Here is a 23,548-nt window from a genome sequence, read left to right on the forward strand (position 1 = left end):
AATAAAAGACCTTATACGTTAGACGATTCAAGCGGCGTAACTGGCAGACCACTGCTCAAGAATGGCGTAATAGGGTTTGATGAAGTGCTGCTCGGCAAACTTCCCCTGCTCGATAGCGAGCCGGCTGCGTTCTTCACGATCATAAACAATACGCGTCAGCGAATAATCCTGGTGTTGCAAGCTGGGCTGGTAAGACTTCCCGGCTGCGGAGTTCGCGTTGTAGATTTCAGGCCGGTAAATTTTCTGGAACGTGTCCATCGTGCTGATGGTGCTGATCAATTCCAGATTGGTGTAGTCACCCAGCAAATCACCGGCAAAATAGAAGGCCAGCGGTGCAACACTGTTCGGCGGCATGAAGTAGCGAACCTTCAGGCCCATCTTGCTGAAATACTCATCGGTCAGGGAATACTCGTCCTGCCGGTACTCGACGCCGAGCACGGGGTGCTGATTCTCTGTGCGCTGGTAGGTCCTGGCGCTGGAGACGCTCAGGCAGATGACCGGCGGCTTGCTGAAATGCGCCTTATACGTGTCCGAACTGACGAAGGACTTGAACAGCTTGCCGTGGAGGTCGCCAAATTTGTCGGGAGTGCTGAATTGCGCCTGGCCCTTGTTGTGGCTCAACAACAGCACGCTGAAATCATAATCCCTGACGTACGAGGAGAAGTTATTCCCCACCATACCGGCGATACGCTCATTGGTGTGACGGTCGACGACCGTCGTTTTCAAGACCTCGATCAATGGCAAGGCATGCGTGCTGCGTACAGCACCGATATTCATTTCAACGGAAATGATTTCAAGCTCGACCGCATAACGATCAGCATTGGGGTTGTCCCAATGTGCCAAGGCATTGAAGCGATTGTCGATCATCTTCAGCGTATTGCGCAAATTCTCTTGACGACTCGCCCCTCTCGCCAAATTGGCGAAATTGGTCGTTGTGCGCGTATTGTCCGATGGCTGATAATGCTCATCGAAGCGAATGCTTTTGAGGGCAAATGCAAATTCATTGCTCATGTTGGCCTGACGTCCTGATCTCGTAATCCGTTCAGTGCACCGTATAGCTTTTTTGATCAGCTAATTAGTGGGTCACTGGCGCTAATTGAGGGGCAGTTTATAGAGCGCGGTTGAGCGGTGGCTAATGAATTGATTTCAAAGGATCGTTAGCGCTGCTCATGATCAGGCCAGGATCAGATGAATACCCTTCACTCAGCTGAGCTTTTAGGCCTTGGACGCTCGCGATTGCTGATCTTCACCCCACGCCCCGCCCTGACGCCCTGACGCCCTGACGCCAGCAGTACTCACAATCGGCTGGGTGTTTGGGTGGTCAAAAAAAACGTCTAGGCAATACCGGAAGCCGGCGAACACAGGCAGGGTGAGCTAGAGTTTTGGTATGTCCACGCACCGTGAGATGACGATCATGCTAAAACAAGAAGCAGACGACGTGATTGAGCGTATCAGGGAAGATCTGAAAAGGCATGGCGTGTTGATTGGCTACGATCCAGAGTTCACCACCCCTGATTTCGGTTGCGACCTGGACCACCACGTCGCTCAGGTCAGAGAGGATCCAGAAGCCCGCGTCCTGTGTATCGTGATACATGACGAAGGCTTGTGGGCTCAGCTCAAGCAGGGGTCCATTTACCGCTGCGTCGTCAGTGAGTGTAAAGGCAAGCTGTTCGGCCTGCCGGTCATCATCGACCCGCAAACCGATGCATCGTACACCATTGAATACAAGCCCTGAGGCGTCTGCAGGGTAGCTTGCCAGCGAGGGTCACCCTCTGCCTGCCAGGTAGAACATCCCTCCACCAAGCGCCGTCAAGACGATGCCGTCAAACACATCGCCAAAAGAGGCTTTACCTGAACACCATGCCTCGATCTGCGTGGCCAGGAAAAAGACCGCGATGAATAACACGGCGCCCGCGATGCGGCGCTGAACCTTGAACCTGGCCTTGTCGGTTCCGAACCACAGCATGCATGCCTCCTTTCGTGTTCACTGATGAACTCAGGATAACCCGACGCGCGCATCGATACCGACATGGCCTAGTTCGAAATCACCCTCTTGGCCCTGTGGGGCTAGTCCAAGCGTAGCTACAGTGGGCGCCAACGAACACCAACCCACTGCGAGTAACTCCCCATGAACAACCGCCTTGACTACTTCAAGCTGTCTCCCCAAGCGTCCAACAAACTGGTCGAGCTCACCCTGCAGCTGAGCAAGAAGCCGCCACTGGCCGAGCTTGCCCACCTGATCATGCTACGGGCTTCGCAGCTCAACGGCTGTGCGTTCTGCGTGGATATGCATGTGAAAGAGGCCAAGATCCATGGCGAGCGCGAGCTGCGTCTTCACCATGTCGCCGTCTGGCGTGAATCGCAGCTGTTCTCGCCAGTAGAGCGAGCGGCGCTGGAGTGGACTGAAGCCCTGACCCAACTGCCGCCTCATGGTGTTTCCAACAGCCTGTATGCACGTGTGCGCGAGCAGTTTTCCGAGCAGGAGCTGTCGGACTTGACGTTCCTGATCGTTGCCATCAACGGCTGGAATCGCCTCAATGTGGCTTTCCAGGCGGTCCCGGGCTCGTCCGATGAGCTGTTCGGCCTGAACAAGGCCAACCTCAACTGAGGAGCTGGCTGATCAAAGTGCCAAGCTGCTCGCCCGGAGCAGCCGTGGCACAGTTGGTAAAACTCAGCAGCAGGCCTGACTGGCGCTGCGATGAGGCAGCCCAGCGCGACAACGCTTGTACCGACATGCCCTTGGCCAGCAGCTGCTCGGCCAGGGCTGTGTCGCTCACCTCCTCCGGCAAACGCAGTACCAGGTGCATGCCGCCTGGCGAGCGCTCCACCTGCATACCCCTGGGCAATGTTCGCTCCAGCGCTTCGATGGTCAGTGCCCGTCGCTCGTTGTACAGTCGGCGCATGCGTTGAATATGCCGAGCGAAGTGCCCCTCGGCAGCGAACTCCGCCACCAAGGCCTGGGTAATGGACGGTGATCCGGCCGCGAACAAGGCTCGGCCCACGCGCTCGAACGCTGCCACCTGAGCCTGCGGCACCACCAGGTAAGCCAGCCGAATGCCAGGGAACAGCACCTTGCTGAAGGTGCCGGCATACAGCACGCGCCCATGGCGATCCAGGCTGGCCAGCGCAGGAAGTGGACGACTGACGTAGCGATACTCGCCATCGTAATCGTCCTCGACGATCCAGGCACCGGTGCGGGCAGCCCAATCCAGTAGCAACTGTCGGCGCGGCAGCGACAGCGCCATGGACAGCGGGCTCTGATGCCCCGGTGTCACCATGGCCACCTGAGCCGGCCGAGAAGCGGCGATGGCCTGCTCCACATTCATTCCATCGGCATCGACCGGCACCGCTTCGAGCGCCAAGCCGAACTGGCGAAGCACCTGGCGCGTAGTGGGATAGCCCGGGTCTTCCACCCAGGCGCGCTCGCCTGGCTGCAACAAGGTATGCGCGACCAACGACAGGCTATTGCGCCAACCGCTGGTGATGAACACCTGATGAGCACCGCAATCGATACCTCGGGACACCTGCAGGTACGAGGCGATGGCGCTGCGCAACGCCGCCAGGCCGTGGGGGGCCGGATAGTCCAGGTCCCCCAGGCGCATCCCGCGCAGATACCGAGCACCGAGGCGCGCCCATATCTTGCGCGGAAATGCATCCAGCGCCGGCACCCCCATCTGGAACGGCAACAGTTGCGGCGGACGCCAGAGCGAATCAGCACAGTCTTCGATCACTGGGCTGCTGACCGGTAACGCGGTGGCCGTCGATACAGGCTTCTGCAGTTCGGGGTTGACCACGGTGCCTTTCTGCCCGAGCGCCAGAAGGTAACCCTCGCTGACCAGCAGCGAATAGGCCAGTTCGACGGTACCACGGGCCACCCCCAGGTCCTTGGCCATGGCGCGCGCCGACGGCAAGCGGTCACCGGGAGACAACGTGCCGGCGGCAACGGCAGCCAGCACGCGGTCGTAGAGTTGACGATACAGAGGCAAACCGGACTGCTCTTGCAAGGGTGCAAAAGACGGCGTGGGGGGAGTCATCATGGCCTAGTTCATATCCCATTTCTTGGCTCAGGCAAGTGGGTCATTGCACGTTCACTATAGCGCCATCAGCTACTGATGAGGCTAACCCCCATGACATTCACTTCGCACAACTTCGTACCCAGCGTGCTCGATCTGAACGACACCGCCCTGCGTCCCTTGGACAGCACCCAAGATCTGCGCAGCGCATTCCCGGTAATGCAGCAATTGCGCCCACACCTGACCAGCGAAGCCGACTTCATCAGCCGCATCGAGCGTATGCGCGTTGACGGCTATCGCCTGATTGGCGCCTACGACTCAGGCGTTCTCGTGGCGCTGGCGGGTTACCGCCTCCAGGAAAACCTGGTCTACGGCGCATTCCTGTATGTCGATGACCTGGTAACCGCCGAGGCTCAGCGCGGTGGTCATTGGGGTTCGCGCTTATTGCAGGGCTTGGAACGACTGGCCCGTGCCAGCGGTTGTGCACGCCTGGTGCTCGACACGGGTTTGGCTAACGCCCGCGCACAACGGTTCTACTTCCGCGAAGGCCTGTTGACCGGTGCTCTGCGCTTTCAAAAACAGTTCGTTACGCCATAACCCCCCTACTCTTCCAAGGAGGCAACCAGCATGACAACGTCCCAGCAGCCACTTGCTCCTGTGCGTATTCTTCGCCTGATCGCCAGCCCCAATGCAGACGCTTCTGAAAGTTTGAAACTGTCCCAGCAGATCCTGTTCGCCCTGGCCAACCAGTCCGGCAGAAGGGGCATCCAGTTGACCAATCTTGACCTCAACACCTTGGCCCCAGTCGATGCGCCATATGCCCAGGCGTTAGCCAATCAGGGCGTGACCGTAGCAAGCGGCCAGGAAGGTACCTTGAGCCGTTCCGACGAATTGATCGACCAACTGCTGGCCTGCGACGTACTGCTGATTGCCACGCCGATGCACAACTACAGCGTGCCCGCCTCGCTCAAGACGTGGATCGACCAAGTGGTGCGCGTGGGCAAAACGTTTCTCGGCACCGCCAAAGGCAAGGTGGGCACGCTGGCGGATCGGCCGGTTTACGTCGCCATAGCCAGCGGTGGCGCGATCAGCGGCTCAAATGCCCGGCAACCCGATTTTCTGCGCCCCTACCTGTCCGCCGTCCTCGCCACCATTGGGCTGAATCACGTGGATTACTTTACCGTTGAAGGCACGGCCAAGGGGGTGGAGTCACTGAATACTGGAAGAGAAACAGCGTACGGTGAAGTGCGGGCGTTCTTCAGTAAGAGTGGGCAAAGAGTGGATCAAGTCTGTAGTCCGCGTTAAGACCAACCGGTCGGCGCGCCCGCACTGGCGGTGTAGATCGCCATGGGCAAATTCCTGGCCTGGTCAGCGTCCATGTTCGCTGGCCTGCGGCAGAGACTCAAATCGTTCCTTAGGCGGTGTTGGCTCAGCCGTGATGTTTTGACTGCACGCACTTGTAGCGCTTGTAGCGGCGCCATTCAGCATCAGGCAATATTCGGGCGGTCAACATCGCATAAAAGGATTGCATGGATGCCGTTTTCACCGAAGGAACGTGCTGCACTATTAGCCCTTAAGGGCGTAGGCCCCACCGTCATCACCAGACTTGAGCAGTTGGGTATCGAATCAATGTTCGAGCTGAGCAGGGCCAGCGTTACCGACATCTTGGCCCGGGCATCCGCTGCCGTAGGGTCGACATGCTGGAAAAATAGTCCTCAAGCAAAAGCAGCGGTGACCGCCGCCGTCGAGCTTGCGAAAGGCTCGTTAACGAATAGCTCATCCTGACTTGGCCACGCTTTTGGGCATTTCAGCGTGGGGATGATGAAGGCGTAGCCATGGCGCTGATGTCGCGGTGCAGGGCGTGTAACTGGCCATGGCCCTCGTGAATGCGACATGGGTGACAAATGGGCTAATGTAGCGATCCACTCGGTCCGAGCGCGTGACCAGTTGGCCAGTCATGCTTTCGATCCGCTGATGAGGATGGGACGGTTCATGCCTTGGGTCGTCCGGCACTTGGCAGGCCGTACTTGAAGGGGTCAGCGCCACGGTTCTGCTGGTTTTTCGCTTTGCGTGCCTCATCTGGCGGGCTGATCATCTGCACGGTGAGGCTGCCGTCGCTGCCGGCGTACAGCACGGCGCTGGCACCGCCGTCGTGGTAGCTGGCGATGGTGGCCAGGTTGATTTCCACCAGCGCGCTGCTGACGCCGGTATTGCCCAGGCGTCGACCGATGTCATAGCCCTCGTCGACATTGCCCACGTCCAGGCCATGGCCGTCGGTATTGAGGCTGTGCAAGGCGTTGGTCAGGGCAATTTCTGCTTCAGCGTCGTTAGTGGTGTCGTAGAACACGCGCACCGGTTTTTGTCCAGCGGGCAGCGTGTCTAGGGCCTTGAGCCAACCTGCCTGCAAGGCCTTGGCTTGCAACGCGGGTTTGAGGCGCTTGCCGTGCTCGTCCTGCATGGAAACCTTGATCGGACGGTGCAGGTAGCCCAGCACTGGCGCTGCGTCGAACTCTTTCAGTTGGTGCTCGGCCCAACGCACGGGCAGCCAGGGGGACGGTTCGAAATGCCCTGGGCCGCGGTTGTCGATGGTTTTCCACAAGTCAGGTAGTTGCGATTGCCAGTAGGCGCTGGACATGGTGGTCGGGCCTAGCAAGATTTTAACGCCTTTGGCATTCTCAGCGGCTTCATACCAGTCCATGAATGCCCTGCTCCGGTCCCAATAAAACGCCCACAATTTCCCGAAGTCAGTTTGTTTGTCCTGATTGTCCTCGGCGTCATGGCTGACGAAGGGGCGCACGTAGCGATCCACTCGCTCTGAACGCGTGACCAGCAGGCCAGTCGCGTTTTCGTAGATCGTCGGAACCACGTGGCCATTCTGCAATCCCGGTGTGCCGGGCTTGCGATAACCGTTTCGTGTCACGTCACCGTCTCGGCTCGCGATCAAAGCCTGGGGCACCTTCGGGTTATCGTCAAAAAACGTAAACAGTCGCTCGATCATGCCTTGCGCATGGGTAGTGCTTTCATCGTCTTGCCACAGAAACTGGGTAACGCCCAAGGTTGCAGCATTACGGCCTGAATTGATCAGGCCCGCGGCGCTATAGGAGCTGTCGTAGGGGGCAGGCGGCCCCAGCGCAAACACCGGGATTGGCCAGTACGCTACTGCCTCACCTGCCGAGTTTTTGAACGCGATACGGACTTTGATGTCTGCTGAGATTCGCCTAGTGTCTAATGACGGATCGTAATCTTTCGCGTACTGCGGGTAGATCGAAGCGAAATTGTCGTTCTTTTTCTGGATAAACTGCCAGATTTCGGACTGGCCGTCAGTGTAAATTCCAAGTCCCGCTCCCCGAATTTCCAGAGCGTAGGTCCGCGCTTGCATGGCCAATTGTTCAGCGTTTCTGGCCTCTATCTGGTTTCGATAATTGGCAAGCTCTGCCTTATCACTTGCCAGGGCACTGCCCCACCAGTGAGTGCCAAAGATCACCAGCAGCGGGCCGACAATAGCGGCAATGCCCCAAGCCATGACGGGTTTCATGTTGCGAAGTACCATGTCGCACTCCTGTGCTTTTTTGGACAATCCAACAGAGCCAGAGCACAAGCTGCACTCCGGGGATCCGCTGATGAGTCACCCAGGCAGATGGGACGTTTCATGCCTTGGGTCGCCCGGCACTTGGGAGGCCATACTTGAAGGGGTCAGCGCCACGGTTCTGCTGGTTTTTCGCCTTGCGTGCCTCATCGGGCGGGCTGATCATCTGCACGGTGAGGCTGCCGTCGCTGCCGGCGTACACCACGGCACTGGCACCGCCGTCGTGGTAGCTGGCGATGGTGGCCAGGTTGATTTCTACCAACGCGCTGCTTACGCCGGTATTGCCCAGGCGTCGACCGATGTCATAGCCCTCATCGACATTGCCCACGTCCAGGCCTTGGCCGTCGGTATTGAGGCTGTGCAAGGCGTTGGTCAGGGCAATTTCTGCTTCAGCGCCGTTAGTGGTGTCGTAGAACACGCGCACCGGTTTTTGCCCAGCGGGCAGCGTGTCGAGGGCCTTGAGCCAACCTGCTTGCAAGGCCTTGGCCTGCAACGCGGGTTTGAGGCGCTTGCCGTGCTCGTCCTGCATGGAAACCTTGATCGGACGGTGCAGGTAGCCCAGCACTGGCGCTGCGTCGAACTCTTTCAGTTGGTGTTCGGCCCAACGCACGGGCAGCCAGGGGGACGGTTCGAAATGGCCTGGGCCACGGTTGTCGATGGTTTTCCACAAGTTAGGTAGTTGCGATTGCCAGTAGGCGGTCGACATAGTGCTGGGGGGGATAGAGACTTTAGCGCCTTTGGCACGCTCGGCCGCTACATACCACTCCGTAAATGCTCTGTTCCGGTCCCAATAAAATGCCCACAGCTTGCCCAGGTCAGTGTTTTTGTCCTGATTATCCTCGGCGTCTTGGGTGACGAAAGGGCGCACGTAGCGGTCAACCCGGTCTGAGCGCGTGACCAGAAGGCCAGTCATACTCTCGTAGATCGTCGGAACCACATGGCCATCCTGCAATCCCGGTGTGCCGGGTTTGCGGTAAGGGTCTCGTGTTACGTCACCGTCACGGCTTGCGATCAAGGCCTGTGGCACCTTGGGGTTATCGTCAAAAAACGTGAACAGTCGCTCGATCATGCCTTGCGCATGGGCCGTGCTCTCATCGTCTTGCCACAGGAACTGGGTAACGCCCAAGGTTGCAGCATTACGACCTGAACTGATCAGGCCCGATGCACTGAAACCGCTTGCATAAGGATCAGGCGGCCCAAGCGCAAACACCGGAATCGGCCAGTAAGCCACTGCCTCACCAGCTGAATTCTTGAATGCAATACGCACTTTGATATCTCGGGAAATTTCCCTGTCGTCTAATGACGGGCTGTAGTCTTTCGCGTCCCGCGAGTAAATCGAAGAAAAATTGTCGTTTTTCTTTTTTATGAACTGCCAGATTTTGGACTGGCCGTCTGTGTAAACTCCAAGTCCCACTCCCCGAATTTCCAGGGCGTAGGTCCGCGCTTGCGTGGCCTGCTGTTCGGCGTTTTTGGCCTCTATCTGGTTCCGATAATTGGCAAGCTCTGCCTTCTCACTTGCCAGGACATTGCTCCACCAGTGAGTGCCAAAGATCATCAGCAGCGGGCCGACAGTAGCGGCAATGCCCCAGGCCATGACGGGTTTCATGTTGCGAAGTACCATGTCGCACTCCTGTGCTTTTTTGGACAATCCAACAGAGCCAGAGCACAAGCTGCACTCCGGGGATCCGCTGATGAGTCACCCAGGCAGATGGGACGCTTCATGCCTTGGGTCGCCCGACACTTGGGAGGCCATGCTTGAAGGGGTCAGCGCCACGGTTCTGCTGGTTTTTCGCCTTGCGTGCCTCATCGGGCGGGCTGATCATCTGCACGGTGAGGCTGCCGTCGCTGCCGGCGTACACCACGGCACTGGCACCGCCGTCGTGGTAGCTGGCGATGGTGGCCAGGTTGATTTCCACCAGCGCGCTGCTGACGCCGGTATTGCCCAGGCGTCGACCGATGTCATAGCCCTCGTCGACATTGCCCACGTCCAGGCCATGGCCGTCGGTATTGAGGCTGTGCAAGGCGTTGGTCAGGGCGATTTCTGCTTCAGCGTTGTTAGTGGTGTCGTAGAACACGCGCACCGTTTTTTGTCCATCGGGCAGCGTGTCGAGGGCCTTGAGCCAACCTGCCTGCAAGGCCTTGGCCTGCAATGCGGGTTTGAGGCGCTTGCCGTGCTCGTCCTGCATGGAAACCTTGATCGGACGGTGCAGGTAGCCCAACACTGGCGCTGCGTCGAACTCTTTCAGTTGGTGTTCGGCCCAACGCACGGGCAGCCAGGGGGACGGTTCGAAATGGCCTGGGCCGCGGTTATCGATGGTTTTCCACAAGTCAGGTAGTTGCGATTGCCAGTAGGCGCTGGACATGGTGGTCGGGCCTAGCAAGATTTTAACGCCTTTGGCATGCTCAGCGGCTTCATACCAGTCCATGAATGCCCTGCTCCGGTCCCAATAAAACGCCCACAATTTCCCGAAGTCAGTTTTTTTGTCCTGATTGTCCTCGGCGTCATGGCTGACGAAGGGGCGCACGTAGCAATCCACTCGCTCTGAACGCGTGACCAGCAGGCCAGTCGCGTTTTCGTAGATCGTCGGAACCACGTGGCCATTCTGCAATCCCGGTGTGCCGGGCTTGCGATAACCGTTTCGTGTCACGTCACCTTCTCGGCTCGCGATCAAAGCCTGTGGCACCTTCGGGTTATCGTCAAAAAACGTAAACAGTCGTTCGATCATGCCTTGAGCATGGGTAGTGCTTTCATCGTCTTGCCACAGAAACTGGGTAACGCCCAAGGTTGCAGCATTACGGCCTGAATTGATCAGGCCCGCGGCGCTATAGGAGCTGTCGTAGGGGGCAGGCGGCCCCAGCGCAAACACCGGGATTGGCCAGTACGCAACTGCCTCACCTGCCGACTTTTTGAATGCGATACGCACTTTGATGTTTGCAGAGTTTCTCCTGGAGGTTAGTGACGGGTTGTAGTCTTTCGCGTCCTGCGAGTAGATCGAAGAAAAATTGTCGTTCTTTTTCTGGATAAACTGCCAGATTTCGGACTGGCCGTCAGTGTAAATTCCAAGTCCCACTCCCCGAATTTCCAGGGCGTAGGTCCGCGCTTGCGTGGCCTGCTGTTCGGCGTTTTTGCCCTCTATCTGGTTTCGATAATTGGTAAGCTCTGCCTTATCACTTGCCAGGGCATTGCCCCACCAGTGAGTGCCAAAGATAACCAGCAGCGGGCCGACAATAGCGGCAACGCCCCAGGCCATGACGGGTTTCATGTTGCGAAGTACCATGTCGCACTCCTGTGCTTTTTTGGACAATCCAACAGAGCCAGAGCACAAGCTGCACCCCGGCGATCCGCTGATGAGGTTTGAAGTCGGGCGGTCTGACTCGTGACTACTCGACGCTCACAGTCAGCGCATGGCTGGCCACGCCGTGGCACCCGCATGCCAGCCGATGGCCATGCAGCACCACCGGCCTACCATTCATGCGTCGGCTTGGATGCCCTTCGACAAAGGCAAAAATCCCTTTGTGAAGCGGGCAACTAGCCTTGTCGCCCAGCACCGCTGGTGTTTTACCGTTGACGGTGTGGGTGCCAGCCAGTTGGCATGACAGCACGCTGCCCCCGCTGCTGGTGGGGTCGCCCAGGCAGATCGGATGGTTCATGCCTAGGATCGTCCGACACTTGGCAGGCCATACTTGAAGGGGTCAGCGCCACGGTTTTGCTGGTTTTTCGCTTTGCGTGCCTCATCGGGCGGGCTGATCATCTGCACGGTGAGGCTGCCGTCGCTGCCGGCGTACACCACGGCACTGGCACCGCCATCGTGGTAGCTGGCGATGGTGGCCAGGTTGATTTCCACCAGCGCGCTGCTGACGCCGGTATTGCCCAGGCGTCGACCGATGTCATAGCCCTCGTCGACATTGCCCACGTCCAGGCCATGGCCGTCGGTATTGAGGCTGTGCAAGGCGTTGGTCAGGGCGATTTCTGCTTCAGCGTTGTTAGTAGTGTCGTAGAACACGCGCACCGGTTTTTGCCCATCGGGCAGCGTGTCGAGGGCCTTGAGCCAACCTGCTTGCAAGGCCTTGGCCTGCAACGCGGGTTTGAGGCGCTTGCCGTGCTCGTCCTGCATGGAAACCTTGATCGGACGGTGCAGGTAGCCCAGCACTGGCGCTGCGTCGAACTCTTTCAGTTGGTGTTCGGCCCAACGCACCGGCAGCCAGGGGGACGGTTCGAAATGGCCTGGGCCACGGTTGTCGATGGTTTTCCACAAGTTAGGGAGTTGCGATTGCCAGTAGGCGGTCGACATAGTGCTGGGGGGGATAGAGACTTTAGCGCCTTTGGCACGCTCGGCCGCTACATACCACTCCGTAAATGCTCTGTTCCGGTCCCAATAAAATGCCCACAGCTTGCCCAAGTCAGTGTTTTTGTCCTGATTATCCTCGGCGTCTTGGGTGACGAAAGGGCGTACGTAGCGGTCAACCCGGTCTGAGCGCGTGACCAGAAGGCCAGTCATACTCTCGTAGATCGTCGGAACCACATGGCCATCCTGCAATCCCGGTGTGCCGGGTTTGCGGTAAGGGTCTCGTGTTACGTCACCGTCACGGCTTGCGATCAAGGCCTGTGGCACCTTGGGGTTATCGTCAAAAAACGTGAACAGCCGCTCGATCATGCCTTGCGCATGGGCCGTGCTCTCATCGTCCTGCCACAGGAACTGGGTAACGCCCAAGGTTGCAGCATTACGACCTGAACTGATCAGGCCCGATGCACTGAAACCGCTTGCGTAAGGATCAGGCGGCCCAAGCGCAAACACCGGGATTGGCCAGTATGCCACTGATTCACCCGCTGAATTTTTGAATGCGATACGGACTTTGATGCCTGCAGAGTTTCTCCTGGAGGTTAGTGAAGGGTTGTAGTCTTTCGCGTCCTGCGAGTAAATCGAAGAAAAATTGTCGTTTTTCTTTTTTATGAACTGCCAGATTTTGGACTGGCCGTCTGTGTAAATTCCAAGTCCCACTCCCCGAATTTCCAGGGCGTAGGTCCGCGCTTGTGTGGCCTGCTGTTCGGCGTTTTTGGCCTCTATCTGTTTTCGATAATTGGCAAGCTCTGCCTTCTCACTGGCCAGGACATTGCCCCACCAGTGAGTGCCAAAGATCACCAGCAGCGGGCCGACAATAGCGGCAATGCCCCAAGCCATGACGGGTTTCATGTCGCGAAGTACCATGCCGGTTTCCTGTGCTTTGAGTTGGACAATCCAGATAAAGCTGAGCCAGAGCACAATTAGCACCCCAGCGATCATCTGATACGGTTTCAGGTTGGGTCTTGTCTTAGGGGAGGGCTGGTGGATCTTCATCGGCGTACTCCTTTGTCAGGAGCATTGGCTATTGCGGTAGGTGGCTTAAGTGATACCAGTCCAGAAGGCGGAAACAGGCCGCTCTGATAATACTGATAACTCGCAGTCACCAATGCTTGGGCCTCTTCACTCAGTCTTTCCCAAGCCGGTAATGTAGAGGTTTTTGTGAAGGCGGCTTCATCCATCTTCCAATCTGCAATCGCTACCAACACCTCCCGCATAGCGGGATCATCGAGGCTGTGAGCCTGGCCAATAGCAATGTCCATCGCCGTTACCCAGCGTTGGTTCTCCGGGCTGCGCAGAACGGCTGAGTGGTAGCTGTTAGGGTCCATTTCATCCGGATCTACGGGCATTCGGGCCTTGATTTCATTGGGCGTCTCTTCGCGGAAAATGACGTAATGATCCTGGGTCTTCAGCATTGCATTACCCGATACCGGTTTTTGACGTATGGCTGCAGTTTGATCGCCGGGCTCTTTGCCGCTGTTCCACCGGGCACGTTCTTCTTCCAGGTCGATTCGGGTAGGGTTGGTACGCACCTTGAACCATTTGAACTTGGCCTCCGGGTTGCCCAGCGCGGAGCGGATGCTCACGTCATCAGGGCTGTCCAGGCCTGCCTGGGTGGGGGTGCCGGTTACCGCCTCGCCGCCAAACATCTGTGGCGCATGGGGCGGGTTCAAAGGTTCGGCATTGATCAGGCGCTCTTCACCTTTCGCGATTGATGCTTGTGAGGCCACGGCGGCGGCCGACCAGCCGCCAGGGTAGCGGGGTTCACCCTCGGCACGCAGCACGGTTTGTTGAATGGCTTCGCCGACCAGTACCGGCTCGCCGTTGCGATGACGCTTGGTCCACATGCGCTGGTAAAAGCGCAAGGACTGCAACGCCGCCATCGCCGGTTTACCGTCAGCCAAGGCATTGGGTACCCCATAGGTACCGATGCCATGAACGTCGTCCAGGGCGACCGTGGTGTCGTCCGGGCAAAAGTACAGGTACACCTTGCCGCGGTTGTCACGTTCGGGGAAAACGGTCAGGTTACCCACCTTGTCCTTGCGCGAGCCCTGTGTGGGTGACCACTTGGGGCCCGTGCGACCGCCGTAGGTCTTGCTGTCCCTGAGCGCGGACAACGGCGGCTGGGCATGGGGTGCCTGGGTGACTGCGGTGGCGATGTTGATCAATGTCGCGAGTGTGTCGTGGCCTTTGGGTGTGGCCTTTGGCAGCACACTGTAAGGCGTGTCCACCATGATGACGGTGTCGGCACAGCGTTGGCCCTTGTCGATCAGCATGGCTTGAGCAAGCAGGGTAATCAAGGTGCCTTGACTGTGGCCCATGATGGTGATGGTTTCATCAGGCGATACACGGCGGATCTCACTGACCAACATGGCCAAACGCGTTGCTGCGAACACAAAGTAACGCCGGTGGGGCCCTTTTCCCATGTACTGGGTGTTGGATAGTTGGACTTGCGCAACGTGCCGGACAAGCTTGGCAAAGCCTTGGCTGTACATTTCCAGCAGGTTGTTGGTGGCGTTGGCGAAAAAACCGCCGCCCTTGGCAAAGTGCCGGTCCAGACGGTTCTCGAACACGTCCTGATATTGGTCGCGCAGTTTGGTCGGGTCGTTATTTTTATCGCGCTTGATCTCGCCAGGCTCGGCGCGATAGCCCCAATAAAACGGGATCATCAGGCTGCGGGTATTGGGGTCGGCCGTGTCTCGCTGATAAAGAAACGTGTCTGGATCATCGAGTGTGGCTTTGTGATCTTCACCGAGGTCCTGAATCGGGATTTTTTTTGCAGCATTGTAGTCAGCCCCATACCGCCCCGCCTTAAGATCAGGCCGATCCAAACGCTCATTCACCCCCTGACACAACCCCGTCTCCACCGATTCGTATGAAGCCCCCGGGTCATTCACGCCGTGCAAGAAGATCACCACCCCTGGCAGGTCGGCGGGCACCTCCATTTTGCGTTCGGTACTGAAATTGGGTACCAGCCGGGTGACGCTTTCAGCCACGGTAATTTGATCGCCACTCATTGGCTGCCTCCTTTGCTACCGACGCTGCGCAAGGCAGCTACTTGCGCCTGGTGCATCGCTTCGCGCTCGACGTGTTCGGTGAGCCCGCTGGCGTCGGTCAACCCTTGCACGGTGCTGCCGTCTTCGAGCTTGATTTGGTAGGCGTGGTTAACGGCCATTCGCACGCTGTCGTCGGCGTGCCCCGGGTAGTGGAAGGCAAGGCGTTGCGCCGCCGGGTCGCGGGTGAATGCCGGCACCTGGGCGCTGTCGGTGTTGGGGCCCATCCAGTCATGCTCACTGGCCTGGACGATCACCTTGCCTTGGCTGCCGATTTCGACACCGCCACCGATCTTGATGTAACTGCCGTCATCGGCCACCAGGCGAATGGTGGGTGCGGTGACGACTACCTCGCCTTCTGCGGCCGACAGGTGCAGGTTCTTTTGCGCGTTGGCGGTGATGTCGTCTTCCTGGGCCTGGACCAGCACTTTGCCGCGGTTGGCGATGGCATTGATGCCCTCATCCTGGGCGAAGGCAGTGATGCCCTTGCCGGCTTGCAGGCGCATGGCGGCGCCGCTGGTCAACTGCAGATGGTCCTGTGCGGTGGTGTCGTGGTTGGCGCCGGCATAGTGGATTTGCGAGCGCGGTGTGGCGCTGGCAATACCCGCCTGGGCCGCAACGGCCATGACGGGCTCGCCCGCACCGTCGCTGTCGGGCGCTGGCCACTGTTTCAGCGCCTGGCTCAAGGCGTCCATGCCCTCGCTGTGCACCGCTGCCCCGCCTCGCGCGGCGGCGGTTTGCCCGAGGCTTTTGAACAACTCCCCGCACTCGGCCAGCAGCGTGAGCAGTTCTTCGCGGTCCAGCTGCGCGCCCTTGGCGTCCTGCCGTGCATAGGTGGTCAGCAACATGCCTTGGGCGGCGCGCAGCGCAATCGCGGCGTCGGTGCGCAATTCGGCACCGTTGCCACGGGCCTTGGCCTGGCCGTCAGTACGTGGCTCGGTGAGTTTGCCCAGATTGAGCGCTGTGGCCTGGTGCGTGGTGCCGACGCGGGCACGCAAAGCGCCCGGTGTGTCGTCGAACAACAGCTCGTTGAAACCGCGGCCCTTGTGCTCCTTGGTCTGGATGCCGGAAAGCGCGCGGTTGCCTGGCAGGCCCGAGGCTTTGCTGAAGCGCGGCGGTGTCTGCTCGGCGTTGTACAGCACAGAGGTGACCACGGGGCGGTCGATATCGCCTGCCAGGAAGGTGACCAGTACTTCCTGGCCGATCCGTGGCAAGAACTGATGGCCAAAACCCCCGCCAGCGCTGGGCATCGCCACACGCACCCAGGTGGTACCCTGCGGCAGGCTGTCGCCGCGCTGCCAGTGGAACCTGACCTGGATCCGCGCCAGCTCGTCGGTGAAGACTTCTTCGCCCTCCGGCCCGACCACGATCGCACTGAGCGGCCCGTTGACGGTGGGGCGCGGCACGGTGAGCGGGTGGCGGTAAGGGATGCTTCGGCGAATGCAGACAAACTGGTTGTCGTAACCTGCAGACTCATCCGAGAAATAGTTGTTGCGCCCCCGGTGCTCGACCGACACGAGCAGGAACTGGCGATCTTCTGGCGCACCGTCCTCATGGTCGAAGTGCTGGGTCAGTTCGAAGGTGTAGCCCGCACGCATGGCCCGGCAGTTGCTGGTGCCGGTGAAGGTCTTGGCCTGGGCTTCGATGACCTCCAGGTGGCGGCGGACCAGCGCCTCGCCCTCGTCAGGCAGGCGATGACTGTAGGCCCCGAGGAAATCGTACACCTCGTAGGGCGCAACATCGCCCTGTTCATTGAGGCTGCCCATGTGGATGGGCAGCGGATTTCTTGGCTGCTTGTAATCGAACGTCTGGATGGCCATCTTGCCCGATTGCAATACCCGGTGGCTGCGCCATTGGGTGATCGAGTCACTGGTTTCGGTGACAAAGGCGCTGTGGTAGCGGATTTGCGGTTGTTCGGGCAACGCCTGCAGAGCCTGGGATTCATCCATGATGATCAGGCTGTGCCCGTCCCTGCCGTGATCGAAGTAGAAGAACAGGCCGTCCTGCTCCAGCAAACGCAACACGAAATCCAGGTCGGTTTCGCGATACTGGGTTATGTAACTGTGGGACTTGAGAGGCTTCAGCAGGCGGAACTCGAATGTGCCCAGCCCGCCGTAATGCTCGAAAACGGTGCGAATGACCGCCTCAATGGTCTGCTCTTGAAAGATCCGCGAGTCAACGCGTCGGGTCAGCATCCACAGCCACGGGCTCAGTGTCGCGCTGTAACGCGCCAGGCCACCATCGCTGCCCAGCAGGTTGAACCGGGTGATGTGACCATGGATGTGGCGTACGCCGCCGTTGGCCAGCTCGATGTCGAGACAGGCAGGTTGGCCGATCAACGATTTGAGTTCGAGCCTGGCATCCTGGCTGATCAACGACAGCTCGAAGCTGAACAGCGTGGATAACCCTTCACTGCCGCTGAAATGCTCCAGCAACAACGCCTGGTCATCTCGGATGGGAGTGGTGAGTTTGATCAGCCGGCGGTTCTGTGGTGCAAAGATACTCGTCAATTCCATCAACGATATTACTCCCTGTTAAAACTAGCTGCGGAAAGTATCACAGGGCCCGGGAGGATCAACCCCATCGGGGCAAGTCAGAATTTGACAAACTGTGACGGTCGTCCCATTGACAGCGTTTTTCGCTTACCACCGACAGCTTCACCGACGTGGGTGGTGGGTGTTGAAGGCCGACTACCCGGGAAGACGGAATGTGACGACACAGGCCAGGCAATCCGCGTGTGGCAGCCGTTCTACCCAGACGATTGGCGCTGGGTCAGCGATGACGGTGCACAATAGGGCATCTGCGTCCATACCCCATGTATTGGATGCCTTGGGCAGGGAGATCGGGGTAAACAAAGAGGTGATCGAATTGGCAAGAAAACGGGCGGTTGCCAGGTTCGGTGACGCGCAACGCCCTAGTGGCAAGGTGGGCAAGCATGTCCATAGCTGATGAAGCGCTTTTACCGCAGCGAGACAGGGCACCACCAACCGGGGGTCTGGCTGGGTGGGGCTAAGCTGGTGCTATAGGGAATATTCGGCATGCCGATTACCTTTGACCCTCAAACGGATGCGGCGTACACCATTGAGTACAAGCCCTGAAGTGTCTGCAGGGTAGTTCACCAGGGAGGGCCACCCTCGGCTTGCCAGGTAGTACATCCCTCCGGCGAACGTCGTTAAGACTATGCCGTCAAATACTTCGCCAAAAGCGGCTTTCCCTGAGAGCCTTGCGCCGATCTGTACGGCCAGAAAGAAGATTGCGATGAATAAAACGGTGCCCGCGATGCGCCAATGCCGCCACACCTATGCGACAATACGCTCAATGTCTGGTCTCAACCCCACATTTATCGCCCAACAGCTCGGGCATGGCGTGCAGATGCTCTCATCGACTTATGCGCGCTGGATTAACTCGTCCAACGACTGGCAGGAGCCGGAAACGCTCCAGATGGGTCCGAAATTGGTCCGCAGCTGCGAAGAAGCCACGTAAGTTATTGATAGGTAAGCTCCTTGATCTCCACCGCTAACATCACCATGCAGTTCGGCTCCAAGCCGCTGTTCGAAAACGTCTCGGTCAAATTCAACAACGGCAACCGCTATGGCCTGATCGGTGCCAACGGTTGTGGCAAGTCGACCTTCATGAAGATCCTCGGCGGCGACCTGGAGCCTTCCGGTGGTCAGGTCATGCTCGAGCCGAACACCCGCCTGGGCAAGCTGCGTCAGGACCAGTTCGCCTACGAGGAATTCACCGTGATCGACACGGTGATCATGGGCCACGGCCAACTGTGGAAGGTCAAGGCCGAGCGCGACCGTATCTACTCGCTGCCGGAAATGACCGAAGAAGACGGCATGGCCGTCGCCGAGCTGGAAACCGAATTCGCCGAGATGGACGGCTACACCGCCGAATCGCGCGCCGGCGAGCTGCTGCTGGGCCTGGGTATTCCGCTGGAACAGCACTTTGGCCCGATGAGCGAGGTGGCCCCGGGCTGGAAGCTGCGGGTGCTGTTGGCCCAGGCGCTGTTCTCGGACCCGGACGTGCTGCTGCTCGACGAACCGACCAACCACCTGGACATCAATACCATCCGCTGGCTGGAAACGATTCTGACGGCGCGTAACAGCACCATGATCATCATTTCCCACGACCGGCACTTCCTGAACAGCGTGTGCACGCACATGGCCGACCTGGACTACGGTGAGCTGCGCCTGTTCCCAGGCAACTACGACGAGTACATGACCGCGGCCACCCAGTCGCGTGAGCAGCTGCTGTCGGACAACGCCAAGAAAAAAGCCCAGATCGCAGAACTGCAGACCTTCGTCAGCCGCTTCTCGGCCAACGCCTCCAAGGCCAAGCAGGCCACTTCGCGGGCCAAGCAGATCGACAAGATCCAGCTGGCCGAGGTCAAGCCTTCGAGCCGGGTCAGCCCGTTCATCCGCTTCGAGCAGACCAAGAAGCTTCACCGCCAGGCTGTGGTCGTGGAAAAAATGGCCAAAGCCTTCGACGACAAGGTGCTGTTCAAGAATTTCGACATCACGGTCGAAGCCGGCGAGCGCGTCGCGATCATCGGCCCCAACGGTATCGGCAAGACCACCCTGCTGCGCACTCTGGTCGGCGAAATGACCCCGGATGCGGGCTCGGTAAAATGGACCGACAGCGCCGAAGTGGGCTACTACGCCCAGGACCATGCGCACGATTTCGAAGAAGACATGACCCTGTTCGACTGGATGGGCCAATGGACCTCTGGTGAGCAGGTCATCCGTGGCACCTTGGGGCGCATGCTGTTCTCCAACGACGAGATCCTCAAGTCGGTCAAGGTGATTTCCGGTGGTGAACAGGGCCGCATGCTGTTTGGCAAGCTGATCCTGCAGAAGCCCAACGTGCTGGTGATGGACGAACCGACCAACCACCTGGACATGGAATCTATCGAGGCGCTGAACCTGGCCCTGGAAAACTACCCAGGCACCCTGCTGTTCGTGAGCCATGACCGTGAATTCGTGTCGTCGCTGGCGACCCGTATCATCGAGCTGTCGGCGGACGGTGTGGTGGACTTCAGCGGTACCTACGACGACTACCTGCGCAGCCAGGGTGTGCTGGTCTGAAATCGTTGAGCTGGCCTGGCCCTCTCAGGTGATCAGGCCGGTCTCTGTTGCGGTTACCGCTTCCACAGGCACTGCGCAGTGCCTGTGGAAGCGGTTGCCACTTGAATAGTTCGTTAGCCTGCTTTCATTTCCTTCGCGCAACGGCCATGATGGGGCCACGCCCACCGCCCGCCCGCGAACGAGCCCATGACCGCGCCACAGCCCGCCCCCGCCAGCAGCACCGCCTCCATCACCCTGCAAATTCTCTCGATCGTTTTCTACACTTTCATCGCGTTTCTCTGCATCGGCCTGCCGATCGCGGTGCTGCCCAGCTATGTCCATGACCAACTGGGCTTCGGCGCGGTAATTGCCGGGCTGACCATCGGCCTGCAGTACCTGGCCACCCTGCTCAGCCGGCCTTTCGCGGGCCGAGTGGCCGATACGCTGGGCGGCAAGCAGGCGATCCGCTACGGCTTGCTGGGCATCGCGGCCTGTGGGGTGTTGACGCTGGCCTCGGCCTGGACCTTGTCGGCGCCCTTGCTGAGCCTCGCGCTGCTGCTCGGTGGGCGCGTGCTGCTCGGGCTCGCACAAGGCCTGATCGGCGTTGCCACCCTGAGCTGGGGGATCAGCCAGGTGGGGCCTGAACATACGGCGAGGGTCATCTCCTGGAACGGTATCGCCTCATATGGAGCCATCGCCATTGGCGCCCCCGTTGGCGTGCTCGCCGTCGACAACCTGAACTTCAGCGTGCTCGGCCCCGCCTTGGTGCTGCTCGCCGTGCTGGCCATGCTGGCGCTGCGCAAACGCCCGGATGTGGTAGTGGTGCGCGGTGAGCGCCTGCCGTTCTGGTCGGCGTTCAGCCGTGTTGCGCCTTGCGGCGTTGGCCTGACCCTGGCCTCGATCGGCTATGGCACCCTGACCACGTTCGTCACGCTTTATTACCTGGAACGTGGATGGGTAGGCGCCGCGTTGTGCCTGAGTGCCTTCGGTGTGTGCTTCATCATTTCGCGGTTGCTGTTCGTCAACGCCGTCAACCGCTTTGGCGGTTACAACGTGGCGGTAGCCTGCATGGCCACGGAAGTGCTCGGCCTGAGCCTGTTGTGGCTCGCACCCTCCCCGCTGTGGGCACTGGTGGGGGCCGGCCTCACCGGTTTCGGCCTGTCGCTGGTGTACCCCGCCCTGGGCGTGGAGGCCATCAAGCAGGTGCCCAGCAGCAGCCGGGGTGCCGGCCTGGGGGCCTATGCAGTGTTCTTCGACATGGCGTTGGCGATCGCCGGCCCGGTTATGGGCGCTGTGGCGGCACACCTTGGTTACGCGTCGATATTCTGCGTCGCGGCCCTGCTGGCCTTGAGCGGGGTTGGCCTGACGTTGTTGCTGGCGCATCGCAGCCGTCGCGCCTGAGCGTCACCTATGAAAACGGCCGCCGCGCAAGCGACAGCCGTTTGTTGTGATACAGGTTGCTCAAGCCGTGGCGAACAGTTCGCTGGCAATCTGCGCCTGAGCAGCATCGATGGCCTTGCTGCGGTGTTCCGGGCCATAGGCCAGGCCGTGGGCGCGAACGATTTCCAGGTCGGTGATACCGATGAAGCCCAGGAACACCTTGAGGAAGTCTTCGTGGCCCGCGCCGGTCGGCTGGCCGGCATGCAGGCCACCAGCAGTGGACACCAGTACTACTTTTTTGTCACCGCACAGCCCTTCAGGGCCTGCCTCGGTGTAGCGGAAGGTCTTGCCGGCCACTGCCACGCGGTCGATCCATGCCTTGAGCTGGGTCGGCACGGTGAAGTTGTACATCGGCGCACCAATCACTACGGCGTCGGCGGCAAGAAACTCGTCCAGTGTCTCGGCACTGAGCTTGGCTTCGAAAGCCAGGGCTGCATCGCGAACGTCTTCCGGAGTGCCGGCTGCAACCAGGGTGGCTGCAGAGAAGTGGGCGATGGCATCGGCGGCGAGGTCACGGTAGACCACTTCGATGCTCGGGTCAGCGGCTTGCCAGGCCTGAACCACTTCACGGCTCAGTTGGCGCGAGGCGGAATTGTCACCCAGGATGCTCGAATCAATGTGCAACAGTTTCATGGGACTCTCCTGTGAATGAAGACCGCAGCATTGGGCGATCAGGATGGAGAGAATCCTACCGGGCCGTCGAATAGCTGATAAGCCAGCAAAAATGCGTTAGTTTGTCCCACTGATAGAACAGTGAGACAGCCTTCATGCAAGACCTCAACGATCTCTTCTATTTTGCTCGCGTAGTCGAGGCCGGTGGCTTCGCCGCCGCCGGACGCCAGCTGGGCATACCCAAATCGCGTCTGTCGCGGCGTATCGCCGAACTGGAAGAGCGGTTGGGGACGCGGTTGCTGCAGCGCACCACGCGCCAACTGAAGCTCACCGCAGTGGGTGAACGCTATCTGCATCACTGCCAGGCCATGCTGCTGGAGGCCGAGGCCGCTGACGAGGCAGTGGCCAGCATGAGCAGCGAGCCGCGTGGGCGCTTGCGGGTGTCCTGCCCGGTAGCGTTGGCCCACGCGTTCCTGCCGGATGTGATCAGCCGTTTTCTGGATCTGTACCCCCAGGTGCAACTGGACATGGTGCTGCTCAACCGCCGTGTAGACCTGATTTCCGAGGGCATCGACGTCGCCCTGCGCGTGCGCGATCTGGGCGACGAAGACCCTGCGCTGGTCACGCGCCGGCTGCGTCAGGCGCAGATGCAGCTGGTGGCCGCTCCCGGCTTCGCCGACCATGTCCGTGAGCCGTCCGAGCTGACCGCCCTGCCGGTACTGGGCGCTGCTGAAGCGGACCGGCTGGTGCATTTTCGTCTGCTCGGGCCCCACGGCCGCCAAGAGGAAATCGCCTTGGAGCCGCGATTGGCCATTGATGATTTTGTGGTACGCAATGCCGCCGTACGTGCCGGGCTAGGCTTTACTGCGTTGCCGAGCATGTTCTGCGAGCATGAGCTCGAACGCGGCGAGCTGGTGCGGCTGCTGCCGGACTGGTCGCTGCCGGGTGGCTATCTGCAAGCGGTTTACCCGCATCGGCGTGGTTTGCTGCCTGCAGTACGGGTGTGGATCGATCATCTGGCAGCATCGTTCGAAGCGTGTGGAGACCGTTATGTCTAGACAGACCATGACCGAGGATCAGGTGGCGGCGTTCTGCCTGGCGCTGCCCCGGGCGCAGGAAGACTACAAGTGGGGCGGCATCCGGGTATTTTCGGTGGCCGGTAACAAGATGTTCGCGGTACTCGACCTGGCAGGGGCTGGCTTGTCGTTCAAGGTGGCCGATGAGCTGTTTCTGGGGTATTGCGACAGGCCAGGTATACGCCCGGCACCGTATCTGGCACGGGCGCGCTGGATCAGTATGGCGCCGCCCTACCCCATGGGCCGGGATGAGTTGAGTGACCTGCTGCAGCGCTCGCACCAGTTGGTAGTGCGGCGGCTGGCGAAGCGATTGCAGGTGGGCTTGCTGATGTGAGCGGCCCGCGAAAGGCAGTAGCAGA

19 protein-coding genes and 2 pseudogenes are annotated in these 23,548 nt (G+C 59.6%); 10 read left to right on the top strand and 11 right to left on the bottom strand.

Features of this window, described 5'->3' with window-relative positions; all coding sequences use genetic code 11:
- Nucleotides 1-27: 27 nt before the first annotated feature.
- Nucleotides 28-1,011, bottom strand: a complete 984-nt coding sequence (locus ABRP30_RS13635) for a DUF1852 domain-containing protein (RefSeq protein WP_349975290.1) — start codon at nucleotides 1,009-1,011, stop codon at nucleotides 28-30.
- A gap of 376 nt (nucleotides 1,012-1,387) precedes the next feature.
- Here ABRP30_RS13635 and ABRP30_RS13640 point away from each other — a divergent pair, with 376 nt between their 5' ends.
- A complete protein-coding gene (locus tag ABRP30_RS13640; protein ID WP_267816097.1) occupies nucleotides 1,388-1,735 on the top strand; it encodes a hypothetical protein in 348 nt (115 codons plus the stop codon).
- 30 nt (nucleotides 1,736-1,765) lie between these two features.
- Here the strand turns inward: ABRP30_RS13640 and ABRP30_RS13645 are convergent, their stop codons facing one another.
- Complete coding sequence (locus ABRP30_RS13645; RefSeq protein ID WP_241803508.1) at nucleotides 1,766-1,966, bottom strand: hypothetical protein; 201 nt, start codon at nucleotides 1,964-1,966, stop codon at nucleotides 1,766-1,768.
- A 162-nt stretch (nucleotides 1,967-2,128) separates the two neighbouring features.
- Between ABRP30_RS13645 and ABRP30_RS13650 the strand changes: the two genes are divergently transcribed.
- Nucleotides 2,129-2,608: a carboxymuconolactone decarboxylase family protein gene (locus ABRP30_RS13650; protein ID WP_241803509.1), complete on the top strand. Its 480-nt coding sequence runs from the start codon at nucleotides 2,129-2,131 to the stop codon at nucleotides 2,606-2,608.
- Here the strand turns inward: ABRP30_RS13650 and ABRP30_RS13655 are convergent.
- Nucleotides 2,601-4,037, bottom strand: a complete 1,437-nt coding sequence (locus tag ABRP30_RS13655; RefSeq protein ID WP_349975289.1) for a PLP-dependent aminotransferase family protein — start codon at nucleotides 4,035-4,037, stop codon at nucleotides 2,601-2,603. The genes ABRP30_RS13650 and ABRP30_RS13655 overlap by 8 nt on opposite strands.
- Before the next feature lie 90 nt (nucleotides 4,038-4,127).
- Here ABRP30_RS13655 and ABRP30_RS13660 point away from each other — a divergent pair, with 90 nt between their 5' ends.
- From ABRP30_RS13660 to ABRP30_RS13670, 3 genes are all read left to right on the top strand, one after another.
- Entirely contained in the window at nucleotides 4,128-4,610 is a 483-nt protein-coding gene (locus ABRP30_RS13660; RefSeq protein ID WP_267816103.1) for a GNAT family N-acetyltransferase, read from the top strand.
- 30 nt (nucleotides 4,611-4,640) lie between these two features.
- Nucleotides 4,641-5,318 carry an NAD(P)H-dependent oxidoreductase gene (locus ABRP30_RS13665; RefSeq protein WP_349975288.1) on the top strand — a complete coding sequence of 226 codons (678 nt, stop codon included), beginning with the start codon at nucleotides 4,641-4,643 and terminating at the stop codon, nucleotides 5,316-5,318.
- Between the two features lie 228 nt (nucleotides 5,319-5,546).
- Entirely contained in the window at nucleotides 5,547-5,798 is a 252-nt protein-coding gene (locus ABRP30_RS13670) for a helix-hairpin-helix domain-containing protein (RefSeq protein ID WP_267816106.1), read from the top strand.
- 205 nt (nucleotides 5,799-6,003) lie between these two features.
- Here the strand turns inward: ABRP30_RS13670 and ABRP30_RS13675 are convergent, their stop codons facing one another.
- The 7 genes and pseudogenes from ABRP30_RS13675 to ABRP30_RS13705 all read right to left on the bottom strand — a co-directional run bounded on the left by ABRP30_RS13675 (nucleotide 6,004) and on the right by ABRP30_RS13705 (nucleotide 17,508).
- Nucleotides 6,004-7,563: a DUF2875 family protein gene (locus ABRP30_RS13675; RefSeq protein ID WP_372490465.1), complete on the bottom strand. Its 1,560-nt coding sequence runs from the start codon at nucleotides 7,561-7,563 to the stop codon at nucleotides 6,004-6,006.
- 97 nt (nucleotides 7,564-7,660) lie between these two features.
- Nucleotides 7,661-9,220, bottom strand: a complete 1,560-nt coding sequence (locus tag ABRP30_RS13680) for a DUF2875 family protein (protein ID WP_372490466.1) — start codon at nucleotides 9,218-9,220, stop codon at nucleotides 7,661-7,663.
- A gap of 97 nt (nucleotides 9,221-9,317) precedes the next feature.
- Nucleotides 9,318-10,941 (bottom strand): annotated as a pseudogene (locus ABRP30_RS13685) (DUF2875 family protein).
- A 39-nt stretch (nucleotides 10,942-10,980) separates the two neighbouring features.
- Nucleotides 10,981-11,250: a PAAR domain-containing protein gene (locus ABRP30_RS13690; RefSeq protein ID WP_267816110.1), complete on the bottom strand. Its 270-nt coding sequence runs from the start codon at nucleotides 11,248-11,250 to the stop codon at nucleotides 10,981-10,983.
- 2 nt (nucleotides 11,251-11,252) lie between these two features.
- On the bottom strand, nucleotides 11,253-12,935 hold the full coding sequence (locus ABRP30_RS13695; protein ID WP_267816112.1) for a DUF2875 family protein: 1,683 nt from the start codon (nucleotides 12,933-12,935) through the stop codon (nucleotides 11,253-11,255).
- Nucleotides 12,932-14,956 carry a DUF3274 domain-containing protein gene (locus tag ABRP30_RS13700; RefSeq protein ID WP_267816114.1) on the bottom strand — a complete coding sequence of 675 codons (2,025 nt, stop codon included), beginning with the start codon at nucleotides 14,954-14,956 and terminating at the stop codon, nucleotides 12,932-12,934. The genes ABRP30_RS13695 and ABRP30_RS13700 overlap by 4 nt, the downstream gene beginning before the upstream one ends.
- Entirely contained in the window at nucleotides 14,953-17,508 is a 2,556-nt protein-coding gene (locus ABRP30_RS13705) for a type VI secretion system Vgr family protein (protein ID WP_267816116.1), read from the bottom strand. The genes ABRP30_RS13700 and ABRP30_RS13705 overlap by 4 nt, the downstream gene beginning before the upstream one ends.
- A gap of 772 nt (nucleotides 17,509-18,280) precedes the next feature.
- Here ABRP30_RS13705 and ABRP30_RS13710 point away from each other — a divergent pair.
- The 3 genes and pseudogenes from ABRP30_RS13710 to ABRP30_RS13720 all read left to right on the top strand — a co-directional run.
- Nucleotides 18,281-18,475, top strand: a pseudogene (locus ABRP30_RS13710) (site-specific integrase); the annotation flags it as partial.
- A gap of 20 nt (nucleotides 18,476-18,495) precedes the next feature.
- Nucleotides 18,496-20,082: an ABC-F family ATPase gene (locus tag ABRP30_RS13715; protein ID WP_241803514.1), complete on the top strand. Its 1,587-nt coding sequence runs from the start codon at nucleotides 18,496-18,498 to the stop codon at nucleotides 20,080-20,082.
- A gap of 186 nt (nucleotides 20,083-20,268) precedes the next feature.
- A complete protein-coding gene (locus ABRP30_RS13720) occupies nucleotides 20,269-21,462 on the top strand; it encodes an MFS transporter (protein WP_349975286.1) in 1,194 nt (397 codons plus the stop codon).
- Nucleotides 21,463-21,522: 60 nt separating this feature from the next.
- On the opposite strand, the gene ABRP30_RS13725 is transcribed toward ABRP30_RS13720, so the two are convergent.
- Nucleotides 21,523-22,134, bottom strand: a complete 612-nt coding sequence (locus tag ABRP30_RS13725) for an FMN-dependent NADH-azoreductase (protein WP_349975285.1) — start codon at nucleotides 22,132-22,134, stop codon at nucleotides 21,523-21,525.
- Between the two features lie 134 nt (nucleotides 22,135-22,268).
- Between ABRP30_RS13725 and ABRP30_RS13730 the strand changes: the two genes are divergently transcribed.
- Together ABRP30_RS13730 and ABRP30_RS13735 are read left to right on the top strand one after the other, a co-directional pair.
- Nucleotides 22,269-23,171 (top strand): LysR substrate-binding domain-containing protein, encoded by a 903-nt coding sequence (locus ABRP30_RS13730; RefSeq protein ID WP_267816123.1) that lies wholly within the window; start codon nucleotides 22,269-22,271, stop codon nucleotides 23,169-23,171.
- Nucleotides 23,172-23,178: 7 nt separating this feature from the next.
- Nucleotides 23,179-23,523, top strand: a complete 345-nt coding sequence (locus ABRP30_RS13735) for an MmcQ/YjbR family DNA-binding protein (protein WP_372490489.1) — start codon at nucleotides 23,179-23,181, stop codon at nucleotides 23,521-23,523.
- Nucleotides 23,524-23,548: the final 25 nt, after the last annotated feature.

Source organism: Pseudomonas sp. WHRI 8519, from assembly GCF_040224055.2.
Lineage (GTDB): Bacteria > Pseudomonadota > Gammaproteobacteria > Pseudomonadales > Pseudomonadaceae > Aquipseudomonas > Aquipseudomonas putida_X.

Excerpts from the sequence above, each read along its gene's own strand:
- ABRP30_RS13705 (WP_267816116.1), bottom strand. The coding sequence starts at position 17,508 with ATGGAATTGACGAGTATCTTTGCACCACAGAACCGCCGGCTGATCAAA.
- ABRP30_RS13720 (WP_349975286.1), top strand. The coding sequence starts at position 20,269 with ATGACCGCGCCACAGCCCGCCCCCGCCAGCAGCACCGCCTCCATCACC.
- ABRP30_RS13680 (WP_372490466.1), bottom strand. The coding sequence starts at position 9,220 with ATGGTACTTCGCAACATGAAACCCGTCATGGCCTGGGGCATTGCCGCT.
- ABRP30_RS13725 (WP_349975285.1), bottom strand. The coding sequence starts at position 22,134 with ATGAAACTGTTGCACATTGATTCGAGCATCCTGGGTGACAATTCCGCC.
- ABRP30_RS13735 (WP_372490489.1), top strand. The coding sequence starts at position 23,179 with ATGACCGAGGATCAGGTGGCGGCGTTCTGCCTGGCGCTGCCCCGGGCG.
- ABRP30_RS13675 (WP_372490465.1), bottom strand. The coding sequence starts at position 7,563 with ATGGTACTTCGCAACATGAAACCCGTCATGGCTTGGGGCATTGCCGCT.
- ABRP30_RS13650 (WP_241803509.1), top strand. The coding sequence starts at position 2,129 with ATGAACAACCGCCTTGACTACTTCAAGCTGTCTCCCCAAGCGTCCAAC.
- ABRP30_RS13635 (WP_349975290.1), bottom strand. The coding sequence starts at position 1,011 with ATGAGCAATGAATTTGCATTTGCCCTCAAAAGCATTCGCTTCGATGAG.
- ABRP30_RS13690 (WP_267816110.1), bottom strand. The coding sequence starts at position 11,250 with ATGAACCATCCGATCTGCCTGGGCGACCCCACCAGCAGCGGGGGCAGC.
- ABRP30_RS13700 (WP_267816114.1), bottom strand. The coding sequence starts at position 14,956 with ATGAGTGGCGATCAAATTACCGTGGCTGAAAGCGTCACCCGGCTGGTA.
- ABRP30_RS13665 (WP_349975288.1), top strand. The coding sequence starts at position 4,641 with ATGACAACGTCCCAGCAGCCACTTGCTCCTGTGCGTATTCTTCGCCTG.
- ABRP30_RS13640 (WP_267816097.1), top strand. The coding sequence starts at position 1,388 with ATGTCCACGCACCGTGAGATGACGATCATGCTAAAACAAGAAGCAGAC.
- ABRP30_RS13645 (WP_241803508.1), bottom strand. The coding sequence starts at position 1,966 with ATGCTGTGGTTCGGAACCGACAAGGCCAGGTTCAAGGTTCAGCGCCGC.
- ABRP30_RS13730 (WP_267816123.1), top strand. The coding sequence starts at position 22,269 with ATGCAAGACCTCAACGATCTCTTCTATTTTGCTCGCGTAGTCGAGGCC.
- ABRP30_RS13670 (WP_267816106.1), top strand. The coding sequence starts at position 5,547 with ATGCCGTTTTCACCGAAGGAACGTGCTGCACTATTAGCCCTTAAGGGC.
- ABRP30_RS13695 (WP_267816112.1), bottom strand. The coding sequence starts at position 12,935 with ATGAAGATCCACCAGCCCTCCCCTAAGACAAGACCCAACCTGAAACCG.
- ABRP30_RS13655 (WP_349975289.1), bottom strand. The coding sequence starts at position 4,037 with ATGATGACTCCCCCCACGCCGTCTTTTGCACCCTTGCAAGAGCAGTCC.
- ABRP30_RS13660 (WP_267816103.1), top strand. The coding sequence starts at position 4,128 with ATGACATTCACTTCGCACAACTTCGTACCCAGCGTGCTCGATCTGAAC.